Source organism: Photobacterium sp. AWH4_225 (assembly GCF_056158405.1).
On the sequence record NZ_JBSWTF010000001.1, the window covers coordinates 1784155 to 1809769 of the forward strand.

General features: G+C 44.7%; 21 protein-coding genes and 1 pseudogene. 12 read left to right on the top strand and 10 right to left on the bottom strand.

Annotation, left to right across the window (positions count from 1 at the left end; all coding sequences use genetic code 11):
* Positions 1 to 99: 99 nt before the first annotated feature.
* Positions 100 to 388 (top strand): annotated as a pseudogene (locus ACXAD4_RS08515) (SDR family NAD(P)-dependent oxidoreductase); the annotation flags it as partial.
* Between the two features lie 185 nt (positions 389 to 573).
* Here ACXAD4_RS08515 and ACXAD4_RS08520 read toward each other — a convergent pair.
* Positions 574 to 1470: a LysR family transcriptional regulator gene (locus ACXAD4_RS08520; RefSeq protein WP_475240568.1), complete on the bottom strand. Its 897-nt coding sequence runs from the start codon at positions 1468 to 1470 to the stop codon at positions 574 to 576.
* Positions 1471 to 1570: 100 nt separating this feature from the next.
* Between ACXAD4_RS08520 and ACXAD4_RS08525 the strand changes: the two genes are divergently transcribed.
* The 6 genes from ACXAD4_RS08525 to ACXAD4_RS08550 all read left to right on the top strand — a co-directional run bounded on the left by ACXAD4_RS08525 (position 1571) and on the right by ACXAD4_RS08550 (position 7162).
* Positions 1571 to 2179: a short chain dehydrogenase gene (locus tag ACXAD4_RS08525; protein WP_475240571.1), complete on the top strand. Its 609-nt coding sequence runs from the start codon at positions 1571 to 1573 to the stop codon at positions 2177 to 2179.
* Positions 2180 to 2199: 20 nt separating this feature from the next.
* Positions 2200 to 3084 (top strand): SMP-30/gluconolactonase/LRE family protein, encoded by an 885-nt coding sequence (locus tag ACXAD4_RS08530; protein WP_475240572.1) that lies wholly within the window; start codon positions 2200 to 2202, stop codon positions 3082 to 3084.
* A gap of 190 nt (positions 3085 to 3274) precedes the next feature.
* Positions 3275 to 4330, top strand: coding sequence for an SDR family oxidoreductase (locus tag ACXAD4_RS08535; RefSeq protein WP_475240575.1), 1056 nt, complete (start codon positions 3275 to 3277; stop codon positions 4328 to 4330).
* 373 nt (positions 4331 to 4703) lie between these two features.
* On the top strand, positions 4704 to 5360 hold the full coding sequence (locus tag ACXAD4_RS08540; protein WP_475240577.1) for a DMT family transporter: 657 nt from the start codon (positions 4704 to 4706) through the stop codon (positions 5358 to 5360).
* 176 nt (positions 5361 to 5536) lie between these two features.
* Entirely contained in the window at positions 5537 to 6442 is a 906-nt protein-coding gene (locus ACXAD4_RS08545) for a hypothetical protein (protein WP_475240579.1), read from the top strand.
* Between the two features lie 27 nt (positions 6443 to 6469).
* A complete protein-coding gene (locus ACXAD4_RS08550; protein ID WP_475240580.1) occupies positions 6470 to 7162 on the top strand; it encodes an SDR family oxidoreductase in 693 nt (230 codons plus the stop codon).
* A 26-nt stretch (positions 7163 to 7188) separates the two neighbouring features.
* Here the strand turns inward: ACXAD4_RS08550 and ACXAD4_RS08555 are convergent, their stop codons facing one another.
* Positions 7189 to 7464 (bottom strand): hypothetical protein, encoded by a 276-nt coding sequence (locus ACXAD4_RS08555; protein ID WP_475240582.1) that lies wholly within the window; start codon positions 7462 to 7464, stop codon positions 7189 to 7191.
* 144 nt (positions 7465 to 7608) lie between these two features.
* On the opposite strand from ACXAD4_RS08555, the gene ACXAD4_RS08560 reads away from it, so the two are divergent.
* Entirely contained in the window at positions 7609 to 8568 is a 960-nt protein-coding gene (locus ACXAD4_RS08560; RefSeq protein WP_475240584.1) for a hypothetical protein, read from the top strand.
* 46 nt (positions 8569 to 8614) lie between these two features.
* Here ACXAD4_RS08560 and ACXAD4_RS08565 read toward each other — a convergent pair whose 3' ends face one another.
* Positions 8615 to 9175 carry a DUF1349 domain-containing protein gene (locus ACXAD4_RS08565; RefSeq protein WP_475240586.1) on the bottom strand — a complete coding sequence of 187 codons (561 nt, stop codon included), beginning with the start codon at positions 9173 to 9175 and terminating at the stop codon, positions 8615 to 8617.
* Between the two features lie 30 nt (positions 9176 to 9205).
* Complete coding sequence (locus tag ACXAD4_RS08570; protein ID WP_475240588.1) at positions 9206 to 10234, bottom strand: B12-binding domain-containing radical SAM protein; 1029 nt, start codon at positions 10232 to 10234, stop codon at positions 9206 to 9208.
* A gap of 128 nt (positions 10235 to 10362) precedes the next feature.
* On the opposite strand from ACXAD4_RS08570, the gene ACXAD4_RS08575 reads away from it, so the two are divergent.
* A complete protein-coding gene (locus tag ACXAD4_RS08575) occupies positions 10363 to 11298 on the top strand; it encodes a LysR family transcriptional regulator (protein ID WP_475240591.1) in 936 nt (311 codons plus the stop codon).
* Between the two features lie 108 nt (positions 11299 to 11406).
* On the opposite strand, the gene ACXAD4_RS08580 is transcribed toward ACXAD4_RS08575, so the two are convergent.
* Positions 11407 to 13392 carry a bifunctional metallophosphatase/5'-nucleotidase gene (locus ACXAD4_RS08580; RefSeq protein ID WP_475240592.1) on the bottom strand — a complete coding sequence of 662 codons (1986 nt, stop codon included), beginning with the start codon at positions 13390 to 13392 and terminating at the stop codon, positions 11407 to 11409.
* Positions 13393 to 14080: 688 nt separating this feature from the next.
* Here ACXAD4_RS08580 and ACXAD4_RS08585 point away from each other — a divergent pair.
* From ACXAD4_RS08585 to pepT, 3 genes are all read left to right on the top strand, one after another.
* Complete coding sequence (locus ACXAD4_RS08585) at positions 14081 to 14941, top strand: MurR/RpiR family transcriptional regulator (protein WP_475240594.1); 861 nt, start codon at positions 14081 to 14083, stop codon at positions 14939 to 14941.
* 185 nt (positions 14942 to 15126) lie between these two features.
* Complete coding sequence (gene dcuC, locus ACXAD4_RS08590) at positions 15127 to 16488, top strand: C4-dicarboxylate transporter DcuC (protein WP_475240597.1); 1362 nt, start codon at positions 15127 to 15129, stop codon at positions 16486 to 16488.
* 83 nt (positions 16489 to 16571) lie between these two features.
* Positions 16572 to 17813 (top strand): peptidase T, encoded by a 1242-nt coding sequence (pepT, locus tag ACXAD4_RS08595; RefSeq protein ID WP_475240600.1) that lies wholly within the window; start codon positions 16572 to 16574, stop codon positions 17811 to 17813.
* Positions 17814 to 17927: 114 nt separating this feature from the next.
* Here the strand turns inward: pepT and ACXAD4_RS08600 are convergent, their stop codons facing one another.
* The 5 genes from ACXAD4_RS08600 to ACXAD4_RS08620 all read right to left on the bottom strand — a co-directional run bounded on the left by ACXAD4_RS08600 (position 17928) and on the right by ACXAD4_RS08620 (position 25498).
* A complete protein-coding gene (locus ACXAD4_RS08600; RefSeq protein WP_475240601.1) occupies positions 17928 to 19415 on the bottom strand; it encodes an alanine/glycine:cation symporter family protein in 1488 nt (495 codons plus the stop codon).
* A 585-nt stretch (positions 19416 to 20000) separates the two neighbouring features.
* Positions 20001 to 20213, bottom strand: a complete 213-nt coding sequence (locus tag ACXAD4_RS08605; protein ID WP_475240604.1) for a hypothetical protein — start codon at positions 20211 to 20213, stop codon at positions 20001 to 20003.
* Positions 20214 to 20488: 275 nt separating this feature from the next.
* Positions 20489 to 22177: an NAD-dependent malic enzyme gene (locus tag ACXAD4_RS08610; protein ID WP_475240607.1), complete on the bottom strand. Its 1689-nt coding sequence runs from the start codon at positions 22175 to 22177 to the stop codon at positions 20489 to 20491.
* A gap of 369 nt (positions 22178 to 22546) precedes the next feature.
* Complete coding sequence (locus ACXAD4_RS08615) at positions 22547 to 23482, bottom strand: LysR family transcriptional regulator (protein ID WP_475240610.1); 936 nt, start codon at positions 23480 to 23482, stop codon at positions 22547 to 22549.
* Positions 23483 to 23932: 450 nt separating this feature from the next.
* Positions 23933 to 25498 carry an arylsulfatase gene (locus ACXAD4_RS08620; protein WP_475240612.1) on the bottom strand — a complete coding sequence of 522 codons (1566 nt, stop codon included), beginning with the start codon at positions 25496 to 25498 and terminating at the stop codon, positions 23933 to 23935.
* Positions 25499 to 25615 lie beyond the last annotated feature (117 nt).

A 25615-nucleotide genomic window follows, 5' to 3' on the forward strand; every position in this document is an offset into this window, starting at 1 on the left:
TTGGCAGTAAAAACACTTTATTCTCCCATTAACAGACAGTCATTCTGTGACCGACTTAGTCCAATGGAAAGTGTGGGTGTATGGTACAGTTATTTCGATAGCGCTTCAAAGTATGCCTTAGAAGGCTTGAGCCTATCAGTCGCACTAGAGAGTATCAATCAGGTATTCGCTTAATGCTGTTGATCCGGGAGTTACATGGACTCCTCATTGGGAAGAGCGACAGACTGAATCATCAAATATCAAGGAAGAAGTCTTTGAAATTATACCTATCAAGCGCTTTGGGCAGACAGAGGACATAGTTAACGCTATTGAATTTCTTGTTTCTGACAAAGCTTGCTATATTTTCGGGCACACACTAGTCGTTGACGGTGGTTTATCATTGACGTAAACGGCTAATAAACGTCTTAGATTTACCTACTCGTACATCAAAGGGTTCCTGCCTCTCTTGATTTTAAATTTTAATTCTAAGTTGCTGTTTTATAATTTATATATATTTCACCTCACAATGTTTTGAAATATATCTTTAAATGTCAATCCATAATGGGTTAACTGTTATCCAGCGTTAAACGACACTCACATCGTGTACAAATTATGAGCGTCGAGCCATTGTTTAACCGCAAGGTTAAACGTAACAAGCTTCTTCGGGGTTAATCGTCGTTGTGCATATATCAAGCTCAACTTATGTGCTTTCACCGACCACTCAGGGAATGCCTGGACAAGTTCACCCCGCTCGAGAAGATCCTCGACTTGATAATAGGGCAAGCTTGCGACCCCCATATCCTGCATCACGAGTTCTAATATGGAACTGTACGTATTGGAGCGAAGGTTTCCTGTTACTTCAACATGGTATTTTTGTTGGCCACTGATCAGTTCAAGCTGATTCCAGCGTTCATTTTGGCTATTGAGAATGAAACTGCACTGGTGAATATCTTTAATGGCCTCTAGTTTTTTACCTTGTGCATAATTAACGCTGCAAACGAGCACATTTCGGATGAAGCCCAGCTCTTTGGCGATGACATCGTTGGGTAGTTCATCATAAGCCCTAAAAGCGATATCAAAATCGCCTGTTTCGATCTTCTTTTTGATAGGACCAAAATCCAAGATTAAGTTTACTTTCGGGTATTGCTTGCGAAAAGGGGGAAGGACATGACGACAAAGCGCCCGGCCAAATTCAAACGGAGCCGTTATTTTCAGATCGCCCGAGACTTCCTGTGTAATATCCTTCACCCGCATTTCCGCTTCGGTGGCCAGTAACTGAATTTGCTTCGCTTTGGTATATAACTCTTCCCCAACCTCGGTAAGGTTGATCGAACGGGTGGTTCGGTGAAACAACCGGGAATTCAATGTTTCCTCGAGCTTCTGAACATGGCGTGACACCATGCCCTTTGACACATCAAGTACCTCTGCGGCTTTAGTAAAGCTACTTTCATCGGCGACCACAAGGAAGGTCTGCAAGTACGTTAGGTTCATCGATTGGCACCATTTAGTAAACAGTGAACTCATTTTCTGTTGTTTTTCTCTCTTATACAACTAACTAAGATTCAAAACGTAAACAGAAAGGAGCGAAACAATGAAAATTCTTGTAATTGGTGCATCAGGTACAATCGGCCGCGAAGTTGTCGAAGCGCTAGCTGCAACACATGAGGTGGTAAAAGCAGGTAAAAGCAGTGGCGATGTACAGATTGATTTGACCAACCCCGTATCAATCCGTTCGGCGCTGGATTCTATTGGTCAACTAGACGCCATCATCAGTGCGACAGGGGATGTTGCCTTTAACTCTTTCGCTAATTTATCGCGTGAAGAATGGGATGTTGGTATTAACAGCCGCCTGATGGGGCAAGTGAACTTAACCCAAATTGGTGCGGAATATCTCAATGACCATGGCAGCATCACGTTAACAAGCGGCATTATCGCTGATCACCCGATTGCCTATGGGACGAGTGCAGCCACGCTCAACGGCGCTATCGAGCATTTCGTCAAAGCGGTATCGACTGAGCTGCCGCGCGGTATTCGCATCAATATTGTCAGTCCGTCTGTGGTCACCGAGTCACTGAGTACATACGGTGACTACTTCCCTGGATTCCACTCGATTGCTGCAAAAGATGTCGCCACATCCTACGTCCGTTCGGTTCTAGGGGTTGAGTCGGGTCAAACATTCAAAGCCTTCGCAGGCAACTGAGTTAACAAGAGGTATTTACGATGAAAAAGTTAATTTTTATGGTCGCTGTCACTGCTTTCTCCATGAACGCGTCAGCAAGCTTGTTGGTCGAAGAAAACCCGACCCTTGTCGGTGATGATTTTGGATTTGTTGAAGGTCCTGTGTGGGATGCGCAACATCAGCGCTTCTTATTTAGCGATATCCCCAACAACAAGACATATTCCTATGATCTGAACGGGACACTGAGTGTCTTTGATGAAAACTCTGGCTATGCTAATGGCCTTGATTTTGACTCAAAGGGTAACTTATGGGCTGCACGTCATGACAGACAGCTGTCATATGCACAGGGGAACAGTGAGAAAGTCATTGTAGCGGCGACATACAACGGGAAACGCTTGAATAGCCCAAATGACTTAACTGTTAAAAGTGACGATAGCGTCTGGTTTACCGATCCTCCGTTCGGCATTCAAGGGTTCGGCCCGCAGAAAGCGGAAGAAGAGCAGCCTGTTAGGGGTGTTTATCGCTACTTGGATGGTGACCTCCAGTTAGTATATGGGGGGCTGAAATTACCCAATGGCATTGCTTTTTCTCCTGACGAGTCATTTTTGTATGTTGCTGATACCTCTGATGGTTGGGTTTATCGTTTCAAAGTGGACGGTCAGATAGTCAGTGACAAGACCCAGTTTGCCAAGGTCAATTCACCTTCAGCCTCAGAGCCGATGGCTGATGGCGTAGAGGTTGACCAGTATGGCAATGTGTATGTCGCAGGGCCTGGTGGGGTCGGTGTTTTTGACAAACAAGGTAAACAATTTGATTTCATTGCCATTGACGCGGGCCATATCAGTAACCTTGAAATTGGCGGCAAGAACCAAGATCTACTCATGGTGACGGCTTTCAATAAAGTCTTGTTGTTCAAACTGAAATAAAACGGCTTATAAGCGTTATCTATAAGCGTTATCTATGAGCGTGTGTATAAGGTTTGATTAACTCCACTATTACGCATTATCGAAAAGACAGTGACTTTCTTTGAATAATATTCTGACCCGTATATTGAAAAGTAAAGTCACTTTTTTTATTTCCTTTAGTTAGTATTTAACTTCGATTTGGGAGTTTTCCATGAATAAGAAGGTCGCTTTAGTCACCGGTGCTGGTGGTGTTGTCGGCAGAAACCTGATTGAGCATTTAAGCGAGCAGGACGATTGGGAGGTTATCGGTGTGTCGCGCAGACGACCAGATATTCAAAAAGCGTTTCGACATATCTCGGTGGATCTGCTGAGCCAAGAAGACACGCTTTATAAGCTTGATGAACTCAGCCATGTGACCCACATTTTTCATGGCGCTTACATCGAAACACCGTCTTACTCAGAGCTTGTCGAGCCGAATTTACGCATGTTACGCCATGTGGTTGAGGCCATCGAGAACCTTCCTGCACCCTCACTCCAGCATGTTCACTTGGTCCAAGGCACCAAGTATTACGGTAATCATCTAGGCCCGTTTAAAACACCGGCTAAGGAAACCGATCCACGACATATGTCGCCAAATTTCTACTATGCCCAAGAAGATTATATTGCTGAGCGACAAGCGGGTAAATCGTGGAGTTGGTCTGCGTGTCGCCCTCATGCAATTTGTGGTTTTGCCGTAGGGAATCCGATGAACCTGAGTATGGTCCTTGCGATCTATGCCAGTATTTCTAGAGAGCTGGGTTTACCGCTTTGCCATCCTGGTACGGCTGACAACTTTCATGCGTTGTACCAGTGTACGGATGCTTCGTTGTTGGCTCGGGCAATCACTTGGATGTCGACCACGCCAAAGTGTGCCAACGAAGCGTTTAATATCACCAATGGTGATTTCTTTCGCTGGGAGAATATGTGGCCAAAGCTAGCCAAGTTTTTTGATATGGAAGTCGGCCATCGACGTCATATCAATCTGGGCGAAATGATGAGTGATAAAGCCGAGCTCTGGTCACAGATGATTGAGAAATACGATCTGCAGCCTTACGACTATGGTGACATTGTTTCTTGGAAATACGGCGACTTCGTCTTCGGGGCAGGGTTCGACATTATGTCAGACACGAGTAAAGCACGGAGGTTTGGATTCCACGAAGTGATTGATACCGAAGACATGTTCATTAGCTTAATGTCGCAATTTCGTGAAGCTCGGGTTATTCCGTAGGGTAATAGTTAAGTACTACCATTGACTTGTATCGACTGGCATTTCTTGGTTAAACCGCCCATCATGGGGGGAACGACTCGTATAAATACACAAAAGGCCGTTTTCATTGCAAAAATCGCCATTGCACAGCGCTTCACAGCTAAGCTCACCACTAAAAACAGCGCTATATGTAACTTGTGCCATGATGGCGTTTGCGGGCAACTCAATATTGTGTCGCTTGGCATTAGCTGAAGGAGCCATTGATGCCGCTAGCTTCACTCTAGTTCGATTGATATCAGGCGCAATAACCCTAGCTGTGTTGACTCTAGCCCTGCATTCTAATTCATTATTCAGCTCCTCTAATTGGAGAAAATCTGACCTTCTTGGGGCTCTGATGTTATTTGGCTATGCAGCAGCCTTTTCCTTTTCTTATGTGAATATGGCGACTGGCACGGGGGCGTTAATCTTATTTGCGTCAGTCCAGTTCACCATGATTGGGTTTCATCTTTTCAGTGGCAATAAAATGAGCCTTTGGGAGTGGGGCGGGCTGGTTGTATCTCTAGCCGGTTTTGGTTATTTGCTTATCCCGAATGCTACCCGGCCTGATATTGGCTCTGCCGTGTTGATGGTGTTAGCCGGGATATGCTGGGCTGCTTTCACCATCTTGGGCAAGCGCGAAAGTGAACGCCCTTCGCTGTTAATCATGTCGGTAAGCTTCATATTAGCTTCGTTGTTGGGTGGAAGTATTGCCGTGGCTGGGGGGATTATCATCTCTTTCTCGCCTGAAATCGTAGATATCTCATCACGCGGCCTGTTGTTGGCTGTGCTTTCAGGCGCGGTCGCCTCAGGTATAGGCTATGCGATTTGGTATGCAGTGTTACCCAGCCTATCTATATTACGAGCTTCCGTCGTTCAGCTCTCGGTGCCAGCGATTGCCAGCATTGGTGGCTGGATAGTCCTCAGCGAGAAAATTACGCTTGCTACAACGATCTCTACCTTGCTGATTTTGGGCGGTATTGCCTTAGTGTTTGCGGCAAGAAGCAATGAGTAAAACCTAGTCGGGATGCTCAAGGTGTTAAGGCACTCAAACGGCTTAGAGTATTCACTACTGAGCAATAAGATGCAAAACCCCAAGCAGCTTTGTTCAATCACTCCTGCTAGAAAAGGCTTAGTCTTTACCTAAGCCTTTTTCGCAGTTAGAACCCACAGCCGATAGGAATGCAAACCATGAAATTCATAACGTTTATCTTTCTCCTGCTTGCCGCGGTGAGCTCTCATGTATCGGCGCAAGATACCCAAGAGCGGAAACACCGCGAAGATCTAATTAATGCTTTCTTCTCCCAGTACTCACTTATTGGCAATACAGTGACCGATGAAAAAGATATGGAAGTATTTGCCGAGCAGCGAAAGGCGCTTTTCTCTAATGACAGCAAGACAATCGTCCATGATGAAAACAGGACAGAATATCAGGGTAGAGAAGGGCATATTCAATCGATAAAAGATTGGTTTGCCACCTACAGTACTCAAGATGATTTTTATTATGAGATCAAAGGAACTGTGGGTAACAAAACGGTAGAAGTTGAGTTATATGGCAGTCTGAACAAGTATCTACCAGATGGTAAGAAGGTTATTTCGCCTGATGCCCATAAGTGGACGGAGTATTTCACGTTTGATGAATCAGGACTGATTGAGTGTTTGCAGATTGATATGAATCTCTTGAGCGATAGCTATGACAGTGATGCCCGTAAGCAATTAAGCCAAAATGATATCGCTAGCTTTGTTTACCTGTGGTTTGCCGGTTTCGATCATCAGCGTGAATCGGGTTTCTTTTTACAGCGAATCGCAGAGCCGGTAGACATGCTCTACCCGGATTTTCCGGTAAAGTCATATGATGACTTCCTGCGTTGGTATAAAGGGGTGACCGATAATATCACTTGGAATGCCCATGATATCCAAAACTTGTCTATCACTGGCAACCAGAACGACGGGTGGCAGGTCAGTTATGATGTGAATTGGAAAGCGACGGCCAAAAATGGCGACAAATACGATATGCGTGTTCATCAGAAGCTAGAGGTGATCCAGCAGCAGGGTCAGCTTAAAATTGCCAAATTGCATGCCGAAGTGCGTGAGTAATGCATTACAAGTTTTAGAGGGTAGGTTATGTCCAAACCAGTTGCCATTATTACCGGGGCTAATCGCGGTCTAGGTAAAGAAACCAGCCGACAGCTGGCCTTGCAAGGTTATAAGGTCTTCGTCACTGCGCGAAAAATAGAAAGCGCCAAGCAGACCGTTGAAGAGTTAGGGAGTGATAACTTGATCCCTGCACAACTTGATATTACCGATGCCGACAGTGTTGAAAGGTTCGTACACTTTGTAAATAGCAAGACTTCTCGGGTTGACGCGCTAATCAACAATGCTGCGATACACTATGATACTTGGCAGAATGTGGTCGATGCAGACTTAGAGACTGTACAACAAGCGATGGATACCAATGTCTATGGCGCGTGGAGAATGGTACAAGCCCTGTTGCCTTGGTTGCGGCAAAGCCCTAAAGCCAGGATCGTGAACGTCAGTAGCGGGGCGGGTGCACTTCATAACATGGGGGGCTCGACACCGGCCTACAGCATGTCGAAGATTGCCTTGAATGCATTAACCCTGATGCTCGCAAATCAACTGGGTCAGGAAGGGATCTTGGTCAATGCAGTTTGTCCGGGATGGGTAGCGACAGACATGGGAGGTTCGGGTGGTCGTCCCATCGAAGAAGGTGCTAAAGGTATCGTATGGGCTGCGACATTGGAGCAAGATGGCCCATCAGGCGGCTTCTTCCGAGATGGCCAACAGATTGATTGGTAGAGCTTCTATTGGGCAAAATATATCGGTTACTTCACCCGAAGTAGCCGGTATCTCACGCCCTCAATATGAAAGACCAATACCTGAGAGACTTTCATCACCTCAACCTTTTCTAGCATCTCTTCATCAAACTGTTTCTTCTTCATCCATTGTAATGGTTGTTTGAAATTATCTTCGCTGACGACAAATGACTCGTCCTGAAGCGTGCTGCTGCGAATATTGACCACCCACACGCGGGATTGGAAATCAAGGACATCAGCGGCGGCTGATTTGAAACGTTGCCAAAGGGAAGTGGGTTTGCTCATTAGTTCATTAGATACGTTTGAAGTGTGCTTAGTGTAGCGCCATAAAGAGCGTCGTCAAATTATGCCTAGTCAAATATGCATCCTGTTGCTATTGGTGTTAGCATTAATTGTTCAATAGATTGGATATCTTCAAGGATGGAATGCATGAAAAGGTATTTAGCCTTATGTCTGGGTAGTGTATTACTCGCTGGGTGCTCAACTGCACGATTGGCTGAGAGTGTTGAAAAAGATGCGATTGATTCAGAAGATGCTGTCATTCAATCTTATGATGATGAAAAGAAGTACAGTACCGCAATGCAATTGATGTATCTAGGTACTCAGAAAGATCCTGATGTGCATAATAACCTTGATGAGCTTTCAAAGAACTATTACCAAAGCATAGATTCTCATAATGAAGTGGTATCGGCTGCTAGCGTGTTTGTTTGGGCGACGACTTTATCCAAATTAGACGCCGCTTCTTTTTTCTTTGGTATGCAAAAATACGATAAGCTGTTTGGGCATTATAAAGGCAAAACCTTTTTATTTATCGAGCCTTTTTCTAATGAGGAATCAGCAGAAGATGCTTATGTAAGGATTTATGAGAAGTTTAAGTCAGTCATTGAAACAGCATATACAAAAGATAAGTATGCGATTTATGAGTATGAAGAAAGCGTTTTTGGTGATATCACCAAGTTTACGGCGGTATGGGATATTTCAGATGAAAGTTGCAAAGCTTATGTCGCGAGTGATTCATTTTCTCCAGATTGGGTAGACACACCGAAAGAGCTTCAACAGTGCCATATACGCCGAGATGGCTTTATTTGGAATCCTGTTGTAATAAATGGTGCTTTAGATATAGAAGGGGTACCAAAGGCAGATAGATACTTTGTGGTCTCCTATTCACATAATGATACTAAGTTGACAAATGCCATGAAAGAGTCAGGCTTGAAAGGCATATACTCTTATGAACCAGCCTATTCTTGGCGGGTAAAAGGACAGACTGAAGATAAATACACAAACGACCCTGATTTGATGCAACATGATATTAAAACAGGATTAATTTCACCTTTTCCTTATCTATATCGGGTAGAAGATAAGGCTGTTTTAATGTTCAAGCCCGAATAAATCAATGTTAGCAAGAGTTGATTTGTTCAACTCTTGCTATACAGTCTCACAACAACACAAAGTTCGAAAAGCTTGCAGTAGAAGGGTTCACCTGCGAGCCTCCGAAGGTGTAGAGCATTAACCCTTCTTCTTTACCATCAAGGGCATCAGCTGTACCAACGACTGTCCAGGAACCACCGAAAGACTCTGCATATGAAGCGGTTACCAAGCGATCACGCTTTTCAATTTTTACAACGACTTCATCTGCTGAGTAATCAATAATCTGCTGTATTGCAGGTTGTCCGTCTTTCTCGATAACAAACACCAGCGACAGCTTACCGTTGAACATTTCTTTGCTGATTTTGATGTAGTTATCGGTATCCCAAATAATACCCAGCCCACCTTGTTCAAAAGTCTGTTTCGGGATCAGATTGATAGAAACTTGTGCGGTATAGTTTCCCGCAGTAGCGTTATCTTGTCCGAGTGGATAGATAAACATATTATCCACTTCCGGTGATCCGGCTCCCCAGATATTCCCTTCAGAGACTTGGACAAGAAGCTTCTGGTCTTCGATTTTCCAGTTTGTTGGGTTTTCATTGCGAATAAGCCAGTTGTTTATTTCAACCATGGTCGGTTCCTGTTCGTAAATTCAATGTGGTTAAATCATGCGCTGACGCAGTTGATAAAAGATATCGTCAATATTCGCATTGCCAGATTGCTCAATTCTGTTGAGTTCTCTTTGTACCGTATCAAAGTAAAGCTGGTTGTTCATATCATCCAGCTGGCTGTAATAGTTAACTCTGCGACCGAGAATGAAGTTTTGCTGTTGTTTTGGCTCTAGCGCCATGAAGCGATCGATTGTCGCAAGAAACTCTGGTTTATCTTCAGGCAATTTACCATTTAGCTCCATCAGCAAGTTGATGGAATGGTAATTGCCATAATTACCCTTAACACCTTCCAAAAGGCTTATCAGTTTCCTTTGCTCCATCACCATTTCAATTTCGGTAAGGGGAGTAAAACGGCCATCTTTGACCATAGCATCGAGTTCGGTTCCGGGTTTGACCGCCAGAGACAGAATACGGATTTCCTCGGGATCTATATGGTTGAGCAGGGCTGCTGTTTCATTTACATGCTGCTCAGAGAGCTCTTTTCCGCCCAAGCCAATAATAATGAAGGTCATCATTTTCATTCCCGCTTGCTTGGCATACTCCGCCGACTTGAGAATAGATTTAGGCGTAATGCCTTTCTTCATTTTCTTCAATACATCGATAGAGCCCGACTCCATGCCGCAATAAAGCATGTTCAGGCCAGCATCGCAGATGGCTTTCATTTCTTCCGGTGACTTCTTTGTCATGGTTTGTGCTCGGCCATAGGAGCTGATTTGTTTCAGTTCTGGAAATGCCTGTTTGAGGGTAAACAAAACATCAAGTAAATCTTCAGTATCCATCGCGAATGAGTCACCGTCTTGCAGAAAACAGCTATCGAATTTTCGCCCTTTGTAAAAGGCTTTCGCGGCCCAGATATCACGCTTGATATCTTCAACAGGGCGGATGGAAAACGCCATGCCGTCAAATAGAGTACAAAAGCTGCATTTGTTCCATGGACAACCTTGGGTTGTTCTGATCAGTAAGCTGTCGGCTTCTGATGGTGGACGGATTGGTCCTTGTTGAAACTCAATAGACTGCATGTTCATTATCCGGTCGGTATGTATTTACTAGATCAGCATCATAAGCATTGTGACTTTTCTTAAAAACAGGGTTGAAATTGATATATTATCAAACAATATTTGATAATAAGTGTATTAGAGGGAAGCGTATGCTGATCCAAGATCTCGAAGTGGTGTTGAAGGTGGCGGAGTTTCGCAGTATTACTGCGGCTGCAACCAGTTTAGATATGCGGGTGGCTACGGCCAGTGCGGCAGTTAAACGGGTAGAAGCATCCCTTGGTGCAGAGCTGTTTATCCGTACTACCAGGCAGCTCAAAATCTCTCCTGCTGGTGAGCGTTATTTACCCCAGTGCGAGCAAGCCCTACAAATGCTCGCAAGCGCCAAGCTAAATGTCCGTGAAGATCTTGATGATATCGAAGGAGAAGTCAGGATCTCGCTCTCATCAGATCTTGGTAGGAATGTCGTCACTCCGTGGTTGGATGACTTTCTTGCTAATCACCCTAATGTCACACTTCGCAGCAATATCAGTGACAGCAATATCGACTTTTATCGTGACTCGGTGGATATGGCTTTGCGTTACGGAGCCCCGACTGACGCCAGTATGTATGGTTTCAAGATTTGTAATGTGCCGCGTTTGATGTGTGCATCAGCTTCTTACCTTGAAGCCAATGGGACGCCAAGCACTCTAGAGGAGCTGAAACAACATAATGGCTTGTTCTATCAGCTGCACGATATTGTCCAAGACGAATGGCGATTTAGTAATGGTGAGCAAAGCCAAAAAGTAAAGCTTAAAGGTAACCGTTCTTCCAATGATGGTGATTTGGTTAGGCGCTGGTGCGTTTCGGGGCAGGGGATTGCGATCAAATCCTGTTTGGATATGGCCGATGATCTTCTCAACAAGCGGGTTATAACCTTGATGCCGGAATACAAGCCTACTGCGACAGAGCTATGGTTGGTCTGCCCAAGCCGTCAATCCATTACGCCTACAGTAAGGTTGCTGCGTGACTTTTTGCGCGAGCAAACACGTGAAGTGTTACTGCAGCTGGTCGATGCAAAACTGATAGATAAAAGTGTGCTGAAGTAGCGTCAACTGAAACAGGAAGCAGAGAGATACTTCTAAGTACTCTAGAGCAAACAAAAAAAGGATGGCACAGGCCATCCTTTTTACTATGTGACTTACCGAATGAACAAATTAGTTCGCGCGGTTAAACGTCACTACGTTGTAGTCAAGCGGCTTAAGTGTCGGCATGTTTTCAGCGATGTAGTCGATAACAGCTTGTGCATCGGTGTTACAACGGAAGTTGTCAGCCTTACAGTTAGGCGCTTCGCCTTCGTAGTTCACCTTGAAGCGGCCATCTGCCTCAACGATGTTCTTCACTTTGAAGCCTGTTAGCTTGCCGTCAACGTAAGCAAGGTCAACACGGCCAGAAGACTTCTGCTGGGCGGTAAATAGCGGCGTCCAACCATCGTTACCTGTTGCGTTGTAGTTGTTGATTGCAACGTTGTAGGTCTTGTTGTCTTCGATTGGCGTCCAAACAGGTGCATCCGCAGTGCCTGTCATCACTTCAACGTAATCCAGCTTACCGCTTTGGTAAGGTGTTGTTTCAGTGTACTGGTAACGAATGTGGCCACCGTATGGGAATTTACCTGCGTGAGAACCTTCTGGAAGGGTCGCAGATACGGTACCGTCGATAAGCTCTTTGATGTCTTTACCTTTCACAGGTACTACAGACATGAAGTTAGAGAACGGTAGAAGCTCTAGAGAGATGTTACCTTCACGGTACTCACCCGCTTCGATGTTGGTGCGGATACCGCCAGCACCGATCAGCGAGAAATCGACTTTCATGCCGGTTACCGCTACAACTTCTGGTGAATTAGCCCAGTAGTATTGGCCAGCTGCCAGAATTGGGGCAACGTCAGAGCCGTGAACGTCAGTACCGCCGTCACCTGGGCGACGCTCGTGGTTGATTTCTTCTGGTACCTGGGCGATGACTTTACCGTAAGCTTCGGTAACAGCTGGCTTGTACTTGGTGTCGATGATCTGGCGCATTACCGCTTCTTCTTCGGTAATGGTGATGTTGTCTTCACCTTCGATGAAGCTAACCACGTTAGCGGTTTCATCGGCGCTAAATTCGCTACCTGCTTCACGTAGCGGCGAGTGGAAGTACTCGTCGTTACTTAGCAGTACGTTAAGGCCAGCACAGTTAGTGACTTTGCCGTTTGCGTCGAAGGTCACGTCTAGCTGACCAATCGCTTGTGCGTACTCACCGGCTTGAACAACACAGGTCTGGCTCTGACCGTTAGGGTTCTGAACCATTTGGGCGTATTCGCCGCCATTGTCGTGGCCAAGGTTGGTAAAATCACCCAGTAGGGTGTGTGAGTGACCGCCGACGATCAGGTCGATACCGTTAACCTGTGAAGCAACGTCGACATCGACAGCGTTACCAATGTGGGTAACTGCGATGATGTTGTTGATGCCTTTGGCATGGAACATATCAACGGTAGCCTGAGAAGACTCCACCATGTCGTGGAAAATTACGTCACCTGTATTAGGGGCGATGTTTGGCATGTCATCTAGCGCGATACCGAATACAGCAACGATATCTTTACCTTGAGGAAGGTTGTCTAGGTCAGTGACTTCAGTTTTTTGGTTGCCGTCGAATGCGTAAACAACGTAAGGCTTGAGGTTGGTTTGGTCTTTCAGGTCGGCGTCTTGGCTGGCGTCGATGTTTGCAGCAAGAACAGGGAAGTTGATGTCACCGATGAACTGGTTAAGTTTTGTGTTGTTAAGATCAAACTCGTGGTTACCCAGTGCCATGGCGTCAATGCCCAAGCGGCTCAGTAACTCAGCATTCATTGCGCCTTCATTCAGTTTGAAGTATGCGCTGCCTTGCCATGCGTCACCACCGTGAAGGAACAAGAAGCTCTGGTCATTATCTTCAGCAGCCTTCTTATACTCATCTGCCATGGTCTGCAAACGAGGGAAGCCACCGAACTCGTTGTAAACCAGTTTGTTACGAGCCCAGAAGCTGGACTTAACAGGGTCAAAGTTAGAATGCGTGTCGTTAATGTGGGCGACAGTAAGGGTAAAGGAGTCACCTGTTTCAACTGTAGACTGAGCACAACCAGCTAGCGCCGTTGCGACAGAAAGCGCGATAAGAGGCTTAGTAAACTTCATGGGATAACCTATTTATAATTATCTGTTGATGGATGAATGCTGTGAATACTATTCAACCACAGAGAAAAGCCTTATTAGTTTAAGACTTGCGCACTATATACGAGATAAAACAGAGGGGCAATTACAAAACGGAGACATAAAATTTCGAACTTCAACTAGCAAGCAAACGATTGTGTGTAACGATTGCTTTATCAGGCGCAGGTTGTTGAATATAAAGGATATAGGAGCAAATCCATTTATTTCCATATATGAGTATGAACTTGTAACTAAGTGTACTAATGATTTTTTCGGTGAATGTATGGGCGGGGTTTTGCTTTTAAAGTAATCAATTGACCTGCATGGTTTGTGAACTATGCCTATATTGGGAAAAATATCCCGCGAATATAAATTCACAATGGCCGTGAATTGATTTAGCGCAAAATAAAGGTTGAGCATTAAGTACCCTTTAAAGGTGGAGGCAAAAATGACTCAAAATTTAGCGGGTAAAATGAAGATGATCATACTGTATAAGCGTTATGTGTTAATGTGGTGTGACAATATAATAAATAAAAAATTAATCCTTGATGTTTATGTGTATTGCTTAAGCGGGTGATCACAAAATTTTGCTGGGAAAATCGTATTCCCTTGCCTATTTAATCACTGAGTGGAAAAATTTCCCACATAAAGAAAAATGCGGGAAATAAAACCCATGAATAAGCAAGAGTTCATTAATGCAGTCAATAAATTTGACTCATACACAGCAGCAGAGAAACGTATTGCCGCCCACTTTATGGAGCATTACACCATGCTGCCGTTTGCTAAGATTGATGAGCTTTGTAAACAAATAGGGGTAGGCAAAGCAACGTTAGGTCGTTTTTTACAGCGCTTAGGGTTTAGTGGCTTTATTCAATTTAAAAAGGAAGTGTCAGATGATTTGGCACAAACTTTAACTACCCCCATTGAGCGCTATGAATATCATACTCACGAACCGTCACAAGATACCGTCGACGGTCTGTTGGCAAACCATTATCAAGAGACGATCGATAATGTAGATAAGACATTTAATAGCCTATCTGAGAAAGATTTTGAGCTAGCGATGAAGCTGATGCGTCAAACAAAGGGCAAGCTCTATGTAATGGGAAGCGCATCATCTGAAGCTTTGGCGACTTACTTTTATCTATTAGCCAGGTACTTACGTAAAGATGTAGTGTTGTTAAAAGCTGATATCTCAACCTTACCGCATCAGTTGGTTGATGTGACTAAAGACGATGTCTTGCTGGCTATTTCGTATCACAGATACTCTTCAATAACTATTAAGCTCGTACGCTGGTTCCATGAGTGCGGTGGTCATAACATTCTGGTTACCGACCAACCGGTAAACCCATTTGTCTCTTATTGTGATGTACAGTTTATTGTCGAAAGTGCTGGTAGCGGCTTTTTCAATAACCGGGCTGCAGGTTTTGCCTTGATAGAAGCGTTTATCAAGGGGCTATCTATGCATCAAGAGAAAGATAACCGATTTACTCGCATAGAAGGATTGTTTGACGAATTTAGTGTATTCAAAAACTAATACTAAAAATATAAATAATTAGTATATCAATTAATACGGCAGGTATGCCGGGATATTTCTTTGTATTTCAATGTTACTAAATATTGAGGTATGGGTAACTCAACGTTTTTTTACTGTTCTATAAATTTAAACATTATTTTTTAAACCAATAAAACACTTTTGCTTCTCTATTGAAGGGGTTATAAATGATTACATACTTAGCTCTGCCATCTATATTTGGTGTCGGATATTTTATTGTCAAAAAATATAATACACAGGCTGTGCTGTTCTTGGCTGGCTTGCTCATGATTGCACTTGGGGTGATAAGCGGTAACACTGATTTCATGCCAAAGGGTGGGGCACATACCGGCTCTGTGGTTGTGGACTTCTTTGAAGTCATCAAAGTGATTTCTTCTACCACGCTTGCCAAACTGGGCTTGATTATCATGGCTGTGGGTGGTTTCTCGAAATACATGGGTCACATCGGTGCGGCCAATGCCATGGTTCAAATTGCGACAAAACCGCTTTCATATGTGAAAAATCCATACATCGTTCTGGCGATGGCTTACATTATCGGCCAGTTAATTAACATCTTCATCCCGAGTGCGACAGGCCTTGCGCTATTGCTATTGGTGGCAATGTACCCTGTACTAGTGGGTGTGGGTTGTAACCCTGCTGCGGCAGCAGCGGTTGTGGCGACTACCGGTTGTTTGGATCTTGGTCCTGCTTCATCGGCAGCGAACAAAGCAGCAGAAGTGTCTGGCATTGATGTTGCGACTTACTTTGCAAGCTACCAGCTGCCTGTATCTTTAGCAGCTATGGCGGTGATTGCGATCCTTCACTTCTTCTGTCAGCGCTACTTCGATCGTAAAGACGAAGAGAATGGTGTCACCCACGAATTCAACTTGGATTCTAAAGAGCAGCGCGAAGCGCCGAAGTGGTTTGCAATTCTACCTGTTCTTCCATTGATGTTACTCCTGACATTCAGCAAATTCGCAATCACATCAATTAAGATGGACGTAGTCACAGCGATGTTCATTGCCCTGTTCGTGTCTATGGTGTGTGACTTCATTTATACCCGTGATGGAAAGACTGTTGCGGCTTCTCTGAAGGTGTACCTGGAAGGTATGGGCAATGTATTTGCTGGTGTGGTAACACTGATCATCGCCGCTCAAGTATTTGTGGTCGGCCTTAGCGCGATTGGCTTTATCGACTTGTTGCTAAACTCTGCCGCGAATATGGGGCTTGGCTATTCAGCCATGGTTGTGATGCTGGTGGGTATTATCATTACGATCACCATGCTATCAGGTTCGGGTAATGCGGCATTCTTTAGCTTCTCAAACCTTGCTCCAGATGTGGCTTCGCAAGTAGGTACGGCAGCTGCTCACGTTGCACTGCCAATGCAGCTATCTGCGGGTTTGATGCGTTCAGCATCACCGGTTGCCGGTGTTGTAATTGCCTGTGCAGCGGTTGCCAATGTCTCGCCAATCGAACTGGCAAAACGTACTGCGATTCCAATGCTTGGTGGTTTGCTGACTGTGATGATTTGCTCACAAATTATCGTGTAAGCGCGGTGAACAATTAAAACTACTAACAATCATACGGCAGAGCAGAACTCTGCCGTATTTTCGATTCAGATCGGAGCTGAAACATGAATATTGTCGATAGATTTATCAACTATACCCAAATTAATACAACAACCAGCAGTGAAAAAGGCGCCGCGGGCATCATGCCTTCTTCCCAAGGGCAGATGGAACTGGCTCTGCTACTAAAAGCAGAGCTTGAAACCTTAGGCATGGAAGAGGTCGTTCTTCGAGATACCGCGATTCTTACCGCGACATTGCCTTCCAATACCAATAAAGACTTACCCACTGTTTCTTTCTTTGCCCACCTAGATACCAGCGCCGAGCAAACCAATGACACCAAGGCTCAGATTGTTTCTTATCAAGGTGGCGATATCGTACTGAATGAAGCATTACAGATAGTGCTCAAGCAAGCAGAGTTTCCTGAAATCAGTCAATATCAGGGGCAGAAAATTATCGTTACCGACGGTACCAGCTTGCTGGGGGCAGATGATAAAGCGGCAATTGCAGCTATCATGAACGCAATTCAGGTGTTAACTGAAAACCCAGAGATTGAGCATGGTCCAGTCAAAGTGGCATTCCTGCCAGATGAAGAGCAAGGCTTGCGCGGTGCTAAGGCCTTTGATGTAGAAAGTTTCGGCGCTGATTTTGGTTATACCCTGGATTGCTGTGGCATCGGTGAGTTTGTTCATGAGAACTGGAATGCGGGTAATGCGGTGGTGACTTTTACTGGCCAATCCGCACACCCGATGTCGGCCAAGGGAAAGCTCAAGAACTCGTTGTTAATGGCCCATAAGTTCATTTCTATGTTGCCACCGGGCGAGGCACCGGAGTATACCGATGGAAGGGAAGGTTATTACTGGGTCAAAGAGATGGCTGGTAACAGTGCCAAAACGGTACTCAAAATGGATATCCGTGATTTTACCAAGCAAGGCTATGCCCATCGTATGACTTTCTTGCAACAACTAGCCGATAGCTGCCAAACACTATGGGGTGAAGGCCATATCGACATCGAGTTGTCAGACCGCTATGAGAACGTGGCCAATAGCCTAGAAGGTGAGGCGGGGTTCCCTATCGATATCGCCAAGGAGGCTTATCAGCGCAACAATATCGAGATGAATGCGATCCCAATGCGTGGCGGTTACGATGGCGCGGTGCTGTCGCAAAAAGGCTTGCCATGTCCGAATATCTTTACCGGCGCTCACAACTTCCACTCTATCTACGAATACTTGCCAGTAAAATCGCTTCAGGCGGCAAGTGATGTTGTGGTAGATGTAATTCGAATTACGGCTGAAAAACTCACGAAGTAAATTGATTTATGAGTCTTGAGTGAAGAAATTAGGCCTTAATAGGGCCTTCATTAAGATAAATGAAAAGGGCCAGCGTTTTCACGCTGGCCCTTTCGTTTGTAGCTTCAGAGAAGATTACTTGCTAGTAGCAGCTACCGGCTCAGTACCTTCTGGGTGCCATGCACCGTCTAGGTCATCTAGCTCTGGGAACTTAGAACGGTCAAACTCTGGAGTCTTACCTGCTTTAAGCTGTGTTTCGTAGTCTTTGATAACCTTGATAGCCAGTTTAGATAGCATCACTAGAGCAACGATGTTGATTAGCGCCATCATACCCATAGAGGCATCAGCTAGGTTCCAAACCACAGGAAGTGAAGCAACAGAGCCGAACATTACCATCACAAGTACACACAGACGGAAGGCAAAAAGACCTTTCTTAGTGTTACCGTTCAGGAACATTACGTTAGTTTCTGCGTAGCTGTAGTTCGCGATGATTGACGAGAAACAGAACAGCAGAATCGCAGCCGCCATGAAGTAAGTTGTCCAGCTACCTAGCTCGCTTGTTAGCGCTTGCTGAAGCAGGCTGATACCTGTCGCTGCGTTTGGCTGATCCATCACACCACTTAGCATGATCATTGCTGCAGAGGCAGAACAGATAACGATGGTATCAACAAATACACCTAGCATCTGAACGAAACCCTGAGACGCTGGGTGGTTCGGGTTTGGTGTCGCACTTGCTGCAACGTTTGCTGCAGAACCCATACCTGCTTCGTTCGAGAATAGACCACGTGCGATACCGCTTTGCATCGCTTGAGCAATGGTGTAAGCCACACCACCTGCTGCCGCTTCTTGCCAGCCGAATGCACTCTTAACGATAAGAGCAAGAACGGCTGGAAGCTCAGTGATGTTCATGATCACGATGATCATTGCAATTGCCAGGTAGCCGATAGCCATTACTGGAACGATTTTCGCTGATGCTGCCGCAATCTTGCGTAGACCGCCCATGATGAAGAAGGCAGAGAAGGCAACAATCACAACACCCATGATGGTTTCGTCAAAGCCGAAAGAGTGGCTTAGTGCATCTGTGATGGTGTTTGCTTGTACTGCGTTGAATACCAAACCGAATGCAATGATTAGGAACACTGAGAATAGTGAGCCCATCCAGCGCATACCTAGGCCTTTTTCCATGTAGTAGGCTGGGCCACCACGGTATTGGCCGTCAACGTCTTTGGTCTTGTAGATCTGTGCCAGTGTTGACTCGATAAATGCAGTAGACATACCAAATAGGGCAATCAACCACATCCAGAAGATAGCACCTGGGCCACCTACGGTTAGAGCAACAGCAACACCCGCCATGTTACCTGTACCTACACGGGCTGCCATTGATGTACAGAACACTTGGTAAGAGCTGATACCGTTATCAACATCTTTACCGCTTTTTAGGACATCAACAGAATGGCGGAACTGGCGAATTTGGATAAAGCCGAGACGTAAAGTGAAGTAAATACCGACTGCTACCAGTAGGTAAACAAGGAGTTGGCCCCAAAGTACACCGTTAATTGCGCCGATGACGGCTTCTAGGCCATCGTTCAGCGAGGTCAACCAAGTTTCGTTTGTAACACTCATACTAATTTCCTGTATATGACACTCAACCATTACTGGTTGAGCAAACTGAAACGTCCATTTACATGACAGTTCATGAATATGATTCTGAATTTATATTTGTTATTTACTGGAAGAATCCAGCCATGTGTAACTTGTTGAAGTTACAATTGTGAAACATAGAATCAGGTGTTTCATCTGTAGACGGGGCGGTAAGTTAGCACGAAATTCGCCTACATCAGCGTGATATACATCACGTTTTTTCAATGAGATTTGCGCAACTCAAGCTTGCAGTATTTGATTCTGTAAAATTAACTCATTAATTTCATATATTTATCTTTGTGTTGCTAGGTTTCTTACAGGTGCTTAATGAACGGTGTATAATTGGTGATATTTTTGGTTTTTACTCTGTGTTAACTAAATAATGCAGAATATTTAACCGTGAGTTGTTGTGTGAATTTCAACTATTCTTAACATTTGAGAATGGCTGTGAAAGGATTGGATGGCTGTGATGAATAATTTTTCATGAATTAGTTAAATAAAAACCGCTCATTAAAAGCGGTTTTAACCAGTGACAGATCTTTATATGGGTAACTTGGGTGTAGACGTTTAGTGTAGTAGGGACGTTGAACGATGCTGGTAAGTGGCTTGGTAAGCGTTGGTTTTTACTTCTCGCCGAGTAGAAAGGTTGGTGTCTTTTTCGATTTCATCAAGTTCTTGCCCTTCGAACTGATGGCCACAGATGCACACATATCCCCCAGTTTCTGAAACGAGATACTCTTCATCTTGGCCACATTTAGAGCAAATTGGCAGATCCTGCATACTATTACCAATACCTTTACTAATGAATACAAACTGTTCGTACTTTATGAAACATCAAACTATTGCTTAGTTTGATTGAAATATAGTAATTGCACTGTGGATTATTGAGTATCGACTTAGTGTTTTTTTTGGAGGAAACACGGAAAATATTAATATAGCGGTAAAGCAAGTTTGCAATTACCAAAAAGAATGTATAAAGAAGACCCGCCTATTGGCGGGTCTTAGTAGATATGATGCCTTTAAATAGGGGAAAGCTAAATGCTGCCCTAAATAAATTAGAAAGAAGTACGCTTGTAACGACGGTATTCTGCATTCCAGAAGTTGTCGTTGATCTTCTCTTTAATACGCTCATCAGTATTCTTAGGCGCTTTACGCTGTTCAACAGCTTTTTTAGCAACGGCAAACGCGATATGGCGAGAAACGTCCTGGATCTCTTCCAAAGGCGGTAGTAGGGCACCTTGGCCGTTGATAGCTAGTGGTGAACACTCTGCTAGCGCACGGCTACTTTCCATTAGCATTTCGTCAGTTACGCGACGAGCACCCACGGCTAGAACACCAAGTCCAATACCAGGGAAGATGTAGCTGTTGTTACACTGGGCAATCGGGTATGTCTTACCGTTGTGAACGACAGGTTCGAATGGTGAACCCGTTGCCACTAGTGCGTTACCGTCAGTCCAGCGAATGATGTCTGCAGGCGTTGCTTCCACACGGCTAGTCGGGTTTGATAGCGGGAAGATGATTGGACGCTCGCAATGTGCATGCATTTCGCGGATCACTTCTTCACTAAATAGGCCAGGAACGCCAGATACACCGATCAGAACAGTAGGTTTGGCATTGCGCATTACATCTAGTAGGGAGATGTTGTTGTCTTCTGTATCCCACTCGTTGATGGTCGAGCGCTGCTGAACTAGCTTCTTCTGGAAATTGATCAGGTTTGGCATGTCATCAACCAACAGACCCCAGCGGTCAACCATGTATACCTGGCTACGTGCTTGTTGGTCAGAAATACCCTCTGAGACCATCTGCGCAATAATCGCTTCAGCGATACCACAACCAGCAGAGCCTGCACCCAGGAAGGTGACACGCTGCTCAGATAGCTTGCTGCCTGCTGCTTTACATGCGGCTAGCAGTGAGCCCACAGTCACTGCTGCTGTACCTTGGATGTCATCGTTGAAGCAGCATACTTTGTCTTTATAACGCTCAAGTAGAGGCATAGCGTTTTTCTGAGCAAAGTCTTCGAACTGAATCAAGGCATCAGGCCAACGTTGTTTAACTGCTTGAATGAACTCATCAACGAAGTTGTCGTACTCTTGGCCAGAGATACGAGGATGACGCCAACCCATGTACATAGGATCAGATAGACGCTGTGGGTTGTTAGTACCAACATCAAGCACAACCGGTAGGGTGTAAGCCGGGCTGATACCGCCACACGCTGTGTAAAGAGAAAGCTTACCGATTGGAATACCCATACCACCGATACCTTGGTCGCCCAAACCAAGAATACGCTCACCGTCCGTCACAACAATAACTTTCACGTTGTGGCGAGATGCATTGTTTAGCATGTCTTCAATGCGGTCACGGTTCGGGTAAGAGATGAAAAGACCACGACCACGACGGTAAATGTTTGAGAAATCTTCACATGCTGCACCAACTGTTGGTGTGTAGATGATTGGCATCATCTCGGAGATGTGGTTTTCAACCAAACGGTAGAAAAGGGTTTCGTTAGTGTCTTGAATATTGCGTAGGTAAATATGCTTATCCATGTCGTTTTCGAATTTCAAAAACTGTTTGTAAGCACGTTCTGTTTGTTCTTCAATGGTTTCGATAGCTTCTGGAAGCAAACCTTCCAGGTTGAAGAACATACGCTCTTCGACAGAGAATGCACTACCTTTGTTTAGCAGGGGAGTTTCTAGTAACGCAGGGCCAGCGTAAGGGATATAGAGGGGGCGTTTATCGTTATTCATGCAATAGACTCTGTTTCATGGGTAGTAAGGAAATGGGCTATCGTAAGATTTTCCATTTAGGCGCTAATCGTAGATCTACCTTGCTGATTATTCAAAGGGAAAGCGAAGAAATTTCGAGGTCTAGATCAAGTTTTAGAGGGGTTTTTTACGGTCATTAACACGGTAAAATGCTCATGTTTGAAATTATGTTGATTTTGTTACTGTTTGTTTGTTTTCTTGGTGGTAATTTGTTGCTGTATGTTTCTCGTTATGGTGGATAAAAAGTGCATGAAATTTGGGGGTTTGCAAGGGTTTTATTTTTGTTGTTTATGTTTGTTTTTAGTTGCGTTTGTAAATAACAATGTTTGACTTGATTTTTATTGTGTTTATTTATTGTTGTGGTTTGAACGGTGTTCTAAGTACATCGATGAGCTCTGAATCTGGATATAGCAAATCTGATTGTCTTTCCAAGACAAAATCAAGGAAGGCTTTACCCTCACGTGACATGAAATGTCTTGGTGGGTGCACAAGCCATGATAAATTCATTATTGGTGCGTAGCTTGGGATAATTAATTGCAGAAGCCCTTTATCCACAAACTGTTTGCCAATGCGTCTAGAAGTAAAAAGTACTCCCTTATGTTGTGTCGCCGCTTCTATCATTAGCGATATGCTGTTCACGGTAAGTGAAGATTTCGGATGGATGATATTTCCGTTTTTACTCGTTACTTTGTCGAAAGTTTGACCATTACTAAATCTATAGACAATGAACAAATGCTCTACTAAATCTTCCAGTGATTGCGGCTCACCATATTCAGCAATATATTGGGGTGAGGCATACAAACCGAATGTTTCTCTAGCCATTTCCCGGGCGACCAAGTTTTCTTCACTGATTTTGTTCGATAACCTAAAAGCCATATCAATATTGTTTTTAATTAAATCTTGCTCATAGGGGGAGCTAATCACCTCAACTTCAATATTCGGGTGCAATGTCATAAAGTCCAAAACCAATTGAGCTTTATTGAGCATGACAGGCATGACCATGATTTTGAGTTTGCCCTGCAGATCATCTTCTGGGGTTTGTAGCGATAAAACGGTTTGGTCAAGATCCTTGATGATCGACACAGTTGAGATATAAAAGCGATTTCCAGATTCAGTCAGAGTGACATTCCTACTGTGACGATGGAATAATTTGATACTGGTATCTTCCTCCAGCTGCTTGATCCGACGACTAATATTTGATTTGGGCAAGTCCATCCATTTCGCGGTTTCTGAAATCGAACCGAACTCCACGACTTTATGGAAAAGCTTTATATCTTCTGTTTTCATATCAGCAAGATGATAATGGTTGTTAGTTCTATTTTATCAGAGTCTGTGGGGTTTACTGTTCCATGAAATGAAACGATGGGTTTCCATATTGACGGTTTAATGAAACGAGCTCTGTTCCTATACTTTGCCGCCTTGTATGACAAAAGCAGGCGATGGCGATGGACAAATCGTGCAAACATAAAATAGTAGTAAGAGTGAAGAGACGTTGGTGGCAGCGCTTGCTATATAAGCAGATTTACCGCTGTAGCTACTGTAACCAGGAGTTCAAGCTTTGAGCTTGGATAGCAAAAGGACTCGAGAAATCGTGCAACGGAAAAGCGCCAACCATCTTCGCAGTGTAAGAGAAAGGTTTGTAGAAAATCACCAAAACTCTCAACCTAAACCCCAAACAAGAAAACGCCCGCATTCATAGAATCGCGGGCGTTTTGGTTTATCCAAAAGGAAGGATAATTATTTCATCGTTTCAACTTTCTGCTGCAGGGCATCTAGTTGTTGCATCTTGCCTTGTAGACCCAATGATTGGTAATTGATTGAAGCAGGATTCATCAACTGGCCTTGCTGCATTGGGTAGTCTGGCAGCGTCTTGAAGAAATCACCGATTACGTCCTGAATCGGTACGAACAACCACATGTTGTCAGCCATCCAACGCATGTACATAGCCGATTCGTGTGGAGCTTTTTCGAACGGGTCAGCACGGAGGTGGATGATCTGCGGCCAGTTTTGCTCAAAGCGAATAGCGTCAGAAATGTTACCTTCCATCACGGCGAAGTTCAGTTTCCAGTCGTGCCAGCGTACTGCGTTCAGCTCACCGTTGGCTGAGAAATACAGCAGAGACTCTCGAGGTGCTTTGTCTTCTTTACCTTCAAAGAATGGCTTAAAGTTGTAGCCATCGATATGTACACGCCAGTCTTTACCATTAGCTGTGTAGCCTTCAGCCAGCTGTTCTTTCACATCTGGCACACCGGCAGCATCCATAAGCGTTGGTAGCCAATCTTGGTGCGCCATCATTTCATTGATACGAGAGCCAGGTTCAATCACACCCGGCCAGCGAACAAGCTGAGGAACACGCATACCACCTTCCCAGGTAGTGCCTTTCTCACCGTGGAATGGGGTTGCACCACCATCAGGCCAAGTTACGGTCTCAGCACCGTTATCCGTAGAGTAAATAACGATGGTGTTGTCAGCAATCTTTAGCTCGTCAAGCTTGTCTAGCAAGATACCTACGTGATCATCGTGTTCTAGCATGCCGTCAGCGTAAATACTGATACCCGATTTACCTTGGTACTTCTCTTGTAGGCGAGTCCAAACGTGCATGCGGGTGGTGTTATGCCAGATAAAGAAAGGCTTGTCGGCTTTTACTGCTTTTTCCATGAAGGCAAGTGATTCTTCAAGGAATTCCTCATCTGCGTGCTCCATACGCTTACGGGTCATCGGGCCGGTATCTTCAATTTTGCCGTCAGCGTAAGATTTGATCACGCCACGAGGACCATAGTTCTTACGGAACTCAGGATCTTTCGGGTAGTAGTAAGTTTCAGGCTCTTCTTCCGCGTTAAGGTGGTAGAGGTTACCGAAGAACTCATCAAAACCGTGAGCGGTTGGAAGGTGTTGATCCTGATCGCCCAAGTGGTTCTTACCAAACTGCGCGGTCATGTAGCCTTGCTCTTTTAGCAAGTCAGCAATAGTTGGTGCCCAATCAGGGATACCGTGTGTGGAGCCTGGCATACCAATGGTCAAAAGGCCGGTGCGGAAAGGTTCTTGACCCGTAATGAAGGATGCGCGACCAGCAGTACAAGACTGTTGACCGTAGTGATCAGTAAACAATGCACCTTCATTGGCGATACGGTCAATATTGGGGGTTTCGTAACCCATCATGCCTTGGTTATACGCGCTGATATTCCAGTAACCCACATCGTCACCGAAAATCGCCAGAATGTTTGGTTTGTCTGCTGCAACAGCAGCGCTTGACGTTGCGAGAACCCCAAGACCGACAGCCAGTTTACTTACTTGGTTTGCCATAATAACTCCGTTCAAATTAAGAGCGTTTTTTTAATCAGCACGAAAGGTGCTTATTTGTCGTTGGGCGCTAAGTTACTGGCAACTAAGGGGCTTTGTCGCTTTATAGCGGTTATAACC

Excerpts from the sequence above, each read along its gene's own strand:
- dcuC (WP_475240597.1), top strand. The coding sequence starts at position 15,127 with ATGATTACATACTTAGCTCTGCCATCTATATTTGGTGTCGGATATTTT.
- ACXAD4_RS08605 (WP_475240604.1), bottom strand. The coding sequence starts at position 20,213 with ATGCAGGATCTGCCAATTTGCTCTAAATGTGGCCAAGATGAAGAGTAT.
- ACXAD4_RS08575 (WP_475240591.1), top strand. The coding sequence starts at position 10,363 with ATGCTGATCCAAGATCTCGAAGTGGTGTTGAAGGTGGCGGAGTTTCGC.
- ACXAD4_RS08615 (WP_475240610.1), bottom strand. The coding sequence starts at position 23,482 with ATGAAAACAGAAGATATAAAGCTTTTCCATAAAGTCGTGGAGTTCGGT.
- ACXAD4_RS08520 (WP_475240568.1), bottom strand. The coding sequence starts at position 1,470 with ATGAACCTAACGTACTTGCAGACCTTCCTTGTGGTCGCCGATGAAAGT.
- ACXAD4_RS08535 (WP_475240575.1), top strand. The coding sequence starts at position 3,275 with ATGAATAAGAAGGTCGCTTTAGTCACCGGTGCTGGTGGTGTTGTCGGC.
- ACXAD4_RS08570 (WP_475240588.1), bottom strand. The coding sequence starts at position 10,234 with ATGCAGTCTATTGAGTTTCAACAAGGACCAATCCGTCCACCATCAGAA.
- ACXAD4_RS08550 (WP_475240580.1), top strand. The coding sequence starts at position 6,470 with ATGTCCAAACCAGTTGCCATTATTACCGGGGCTAATCGCGGTCTAGGT.
- ACXAD4_RS08530 (WP_475240572.1), top strand. The coding sequence starts at position 2,200 with ATGAAAAAGTTAATTTTTATGGTCGCTGTCACTGCTTTCTCCATGAAC.
- ACXAD4_RS08560 (WP_475240584.1), top strand. The coding sequence starts at position 7,609 with ATGAAAAGGTATTTAGCCTTATGTCTGGGTAGTGTATTACTCGCTGGG.
- pepT (WP_475240600.1), top strand. The coding sequence starts at position 16,572 with ATGAATATTGTCGATAGATTTATCAACTATACCCAAATTAATACAACA.
- ACXAD4_RS08525 (WP_475240571.1), top strand. The coding sequence starts at position 1,571 with ATGAAAATTCTTGTAATTGGTGCATCAGGTACAATCGGCCGCGAAGTT.
- ACXAD4_RS08620 (WP_475240612.1), bottom strand. The coding sequence starts at position 25,498 with ATGGCAAACCAAGTAAGTAAACTGGCTGTCGGTCTTGGGGTTCTCGCA.
- ACXAD4_RS08545 (WP_475240579.1), top strand. The coding sequence starts at position 5,537 with ATGAAATTCATAACGTTTATCTTTCTCCTGCTTGCCGCGGTGAGCTCT.
- ACXAD4_RS08600 (WP_475240601.1), bottom strand. The coding sequence starts at position 19,415 with ATGAGTGTTACAAACGAAACTTGGTTGACCTCGCTGAACGATGGCCTA.
- ACXAD4_RS08565 (WP_475240586.1), bottom strand. The coding sequence starts at position 9,175 with ATGGTTGAAATAAACAACTGGCTTATTCGCAATGAAAACCCAACAAAC.
- ACXAD4_RS08580 (WP_475240592.1), bottom strand. The coding sequence starts at position 13,392 with ATGAAGTTTACTAAGCCTCTTATCGCGCTTTCTGTCGCAACGGCGCTA.
- ACXAD4_RS08540 (WP_475240577.1), top strand. The coding sequence starts at position 4,704 with ATGTTATTTGGCTATGCAGCAGCCTTTTCCTTTTCTTATGTGAATATG.
- ACXAD4_RS08610 (WP_475240607.1), bottom strand. The coding sequence starts at position 22,177 with ATGAATAACGATAAACGCCCCCTCTATATCCCTTACGCTGGCCCTGCG.
- ACXAD4_RS08555 (WP_475240582.1), bottom strand. The coding sequence starts at position 7,464 with ATGAGCAAACCCACTTCCCTTTGGCAACGTTTCAAATCAGCCGCCGCT.
- ACXAD4_RS08585 (WP_475240594.1), top strand. The coding sequence starts at position 14,081 with ATGAATAAGCAAGAGTTCATTAATGCAGTCAATAAATTTGACTCATAC.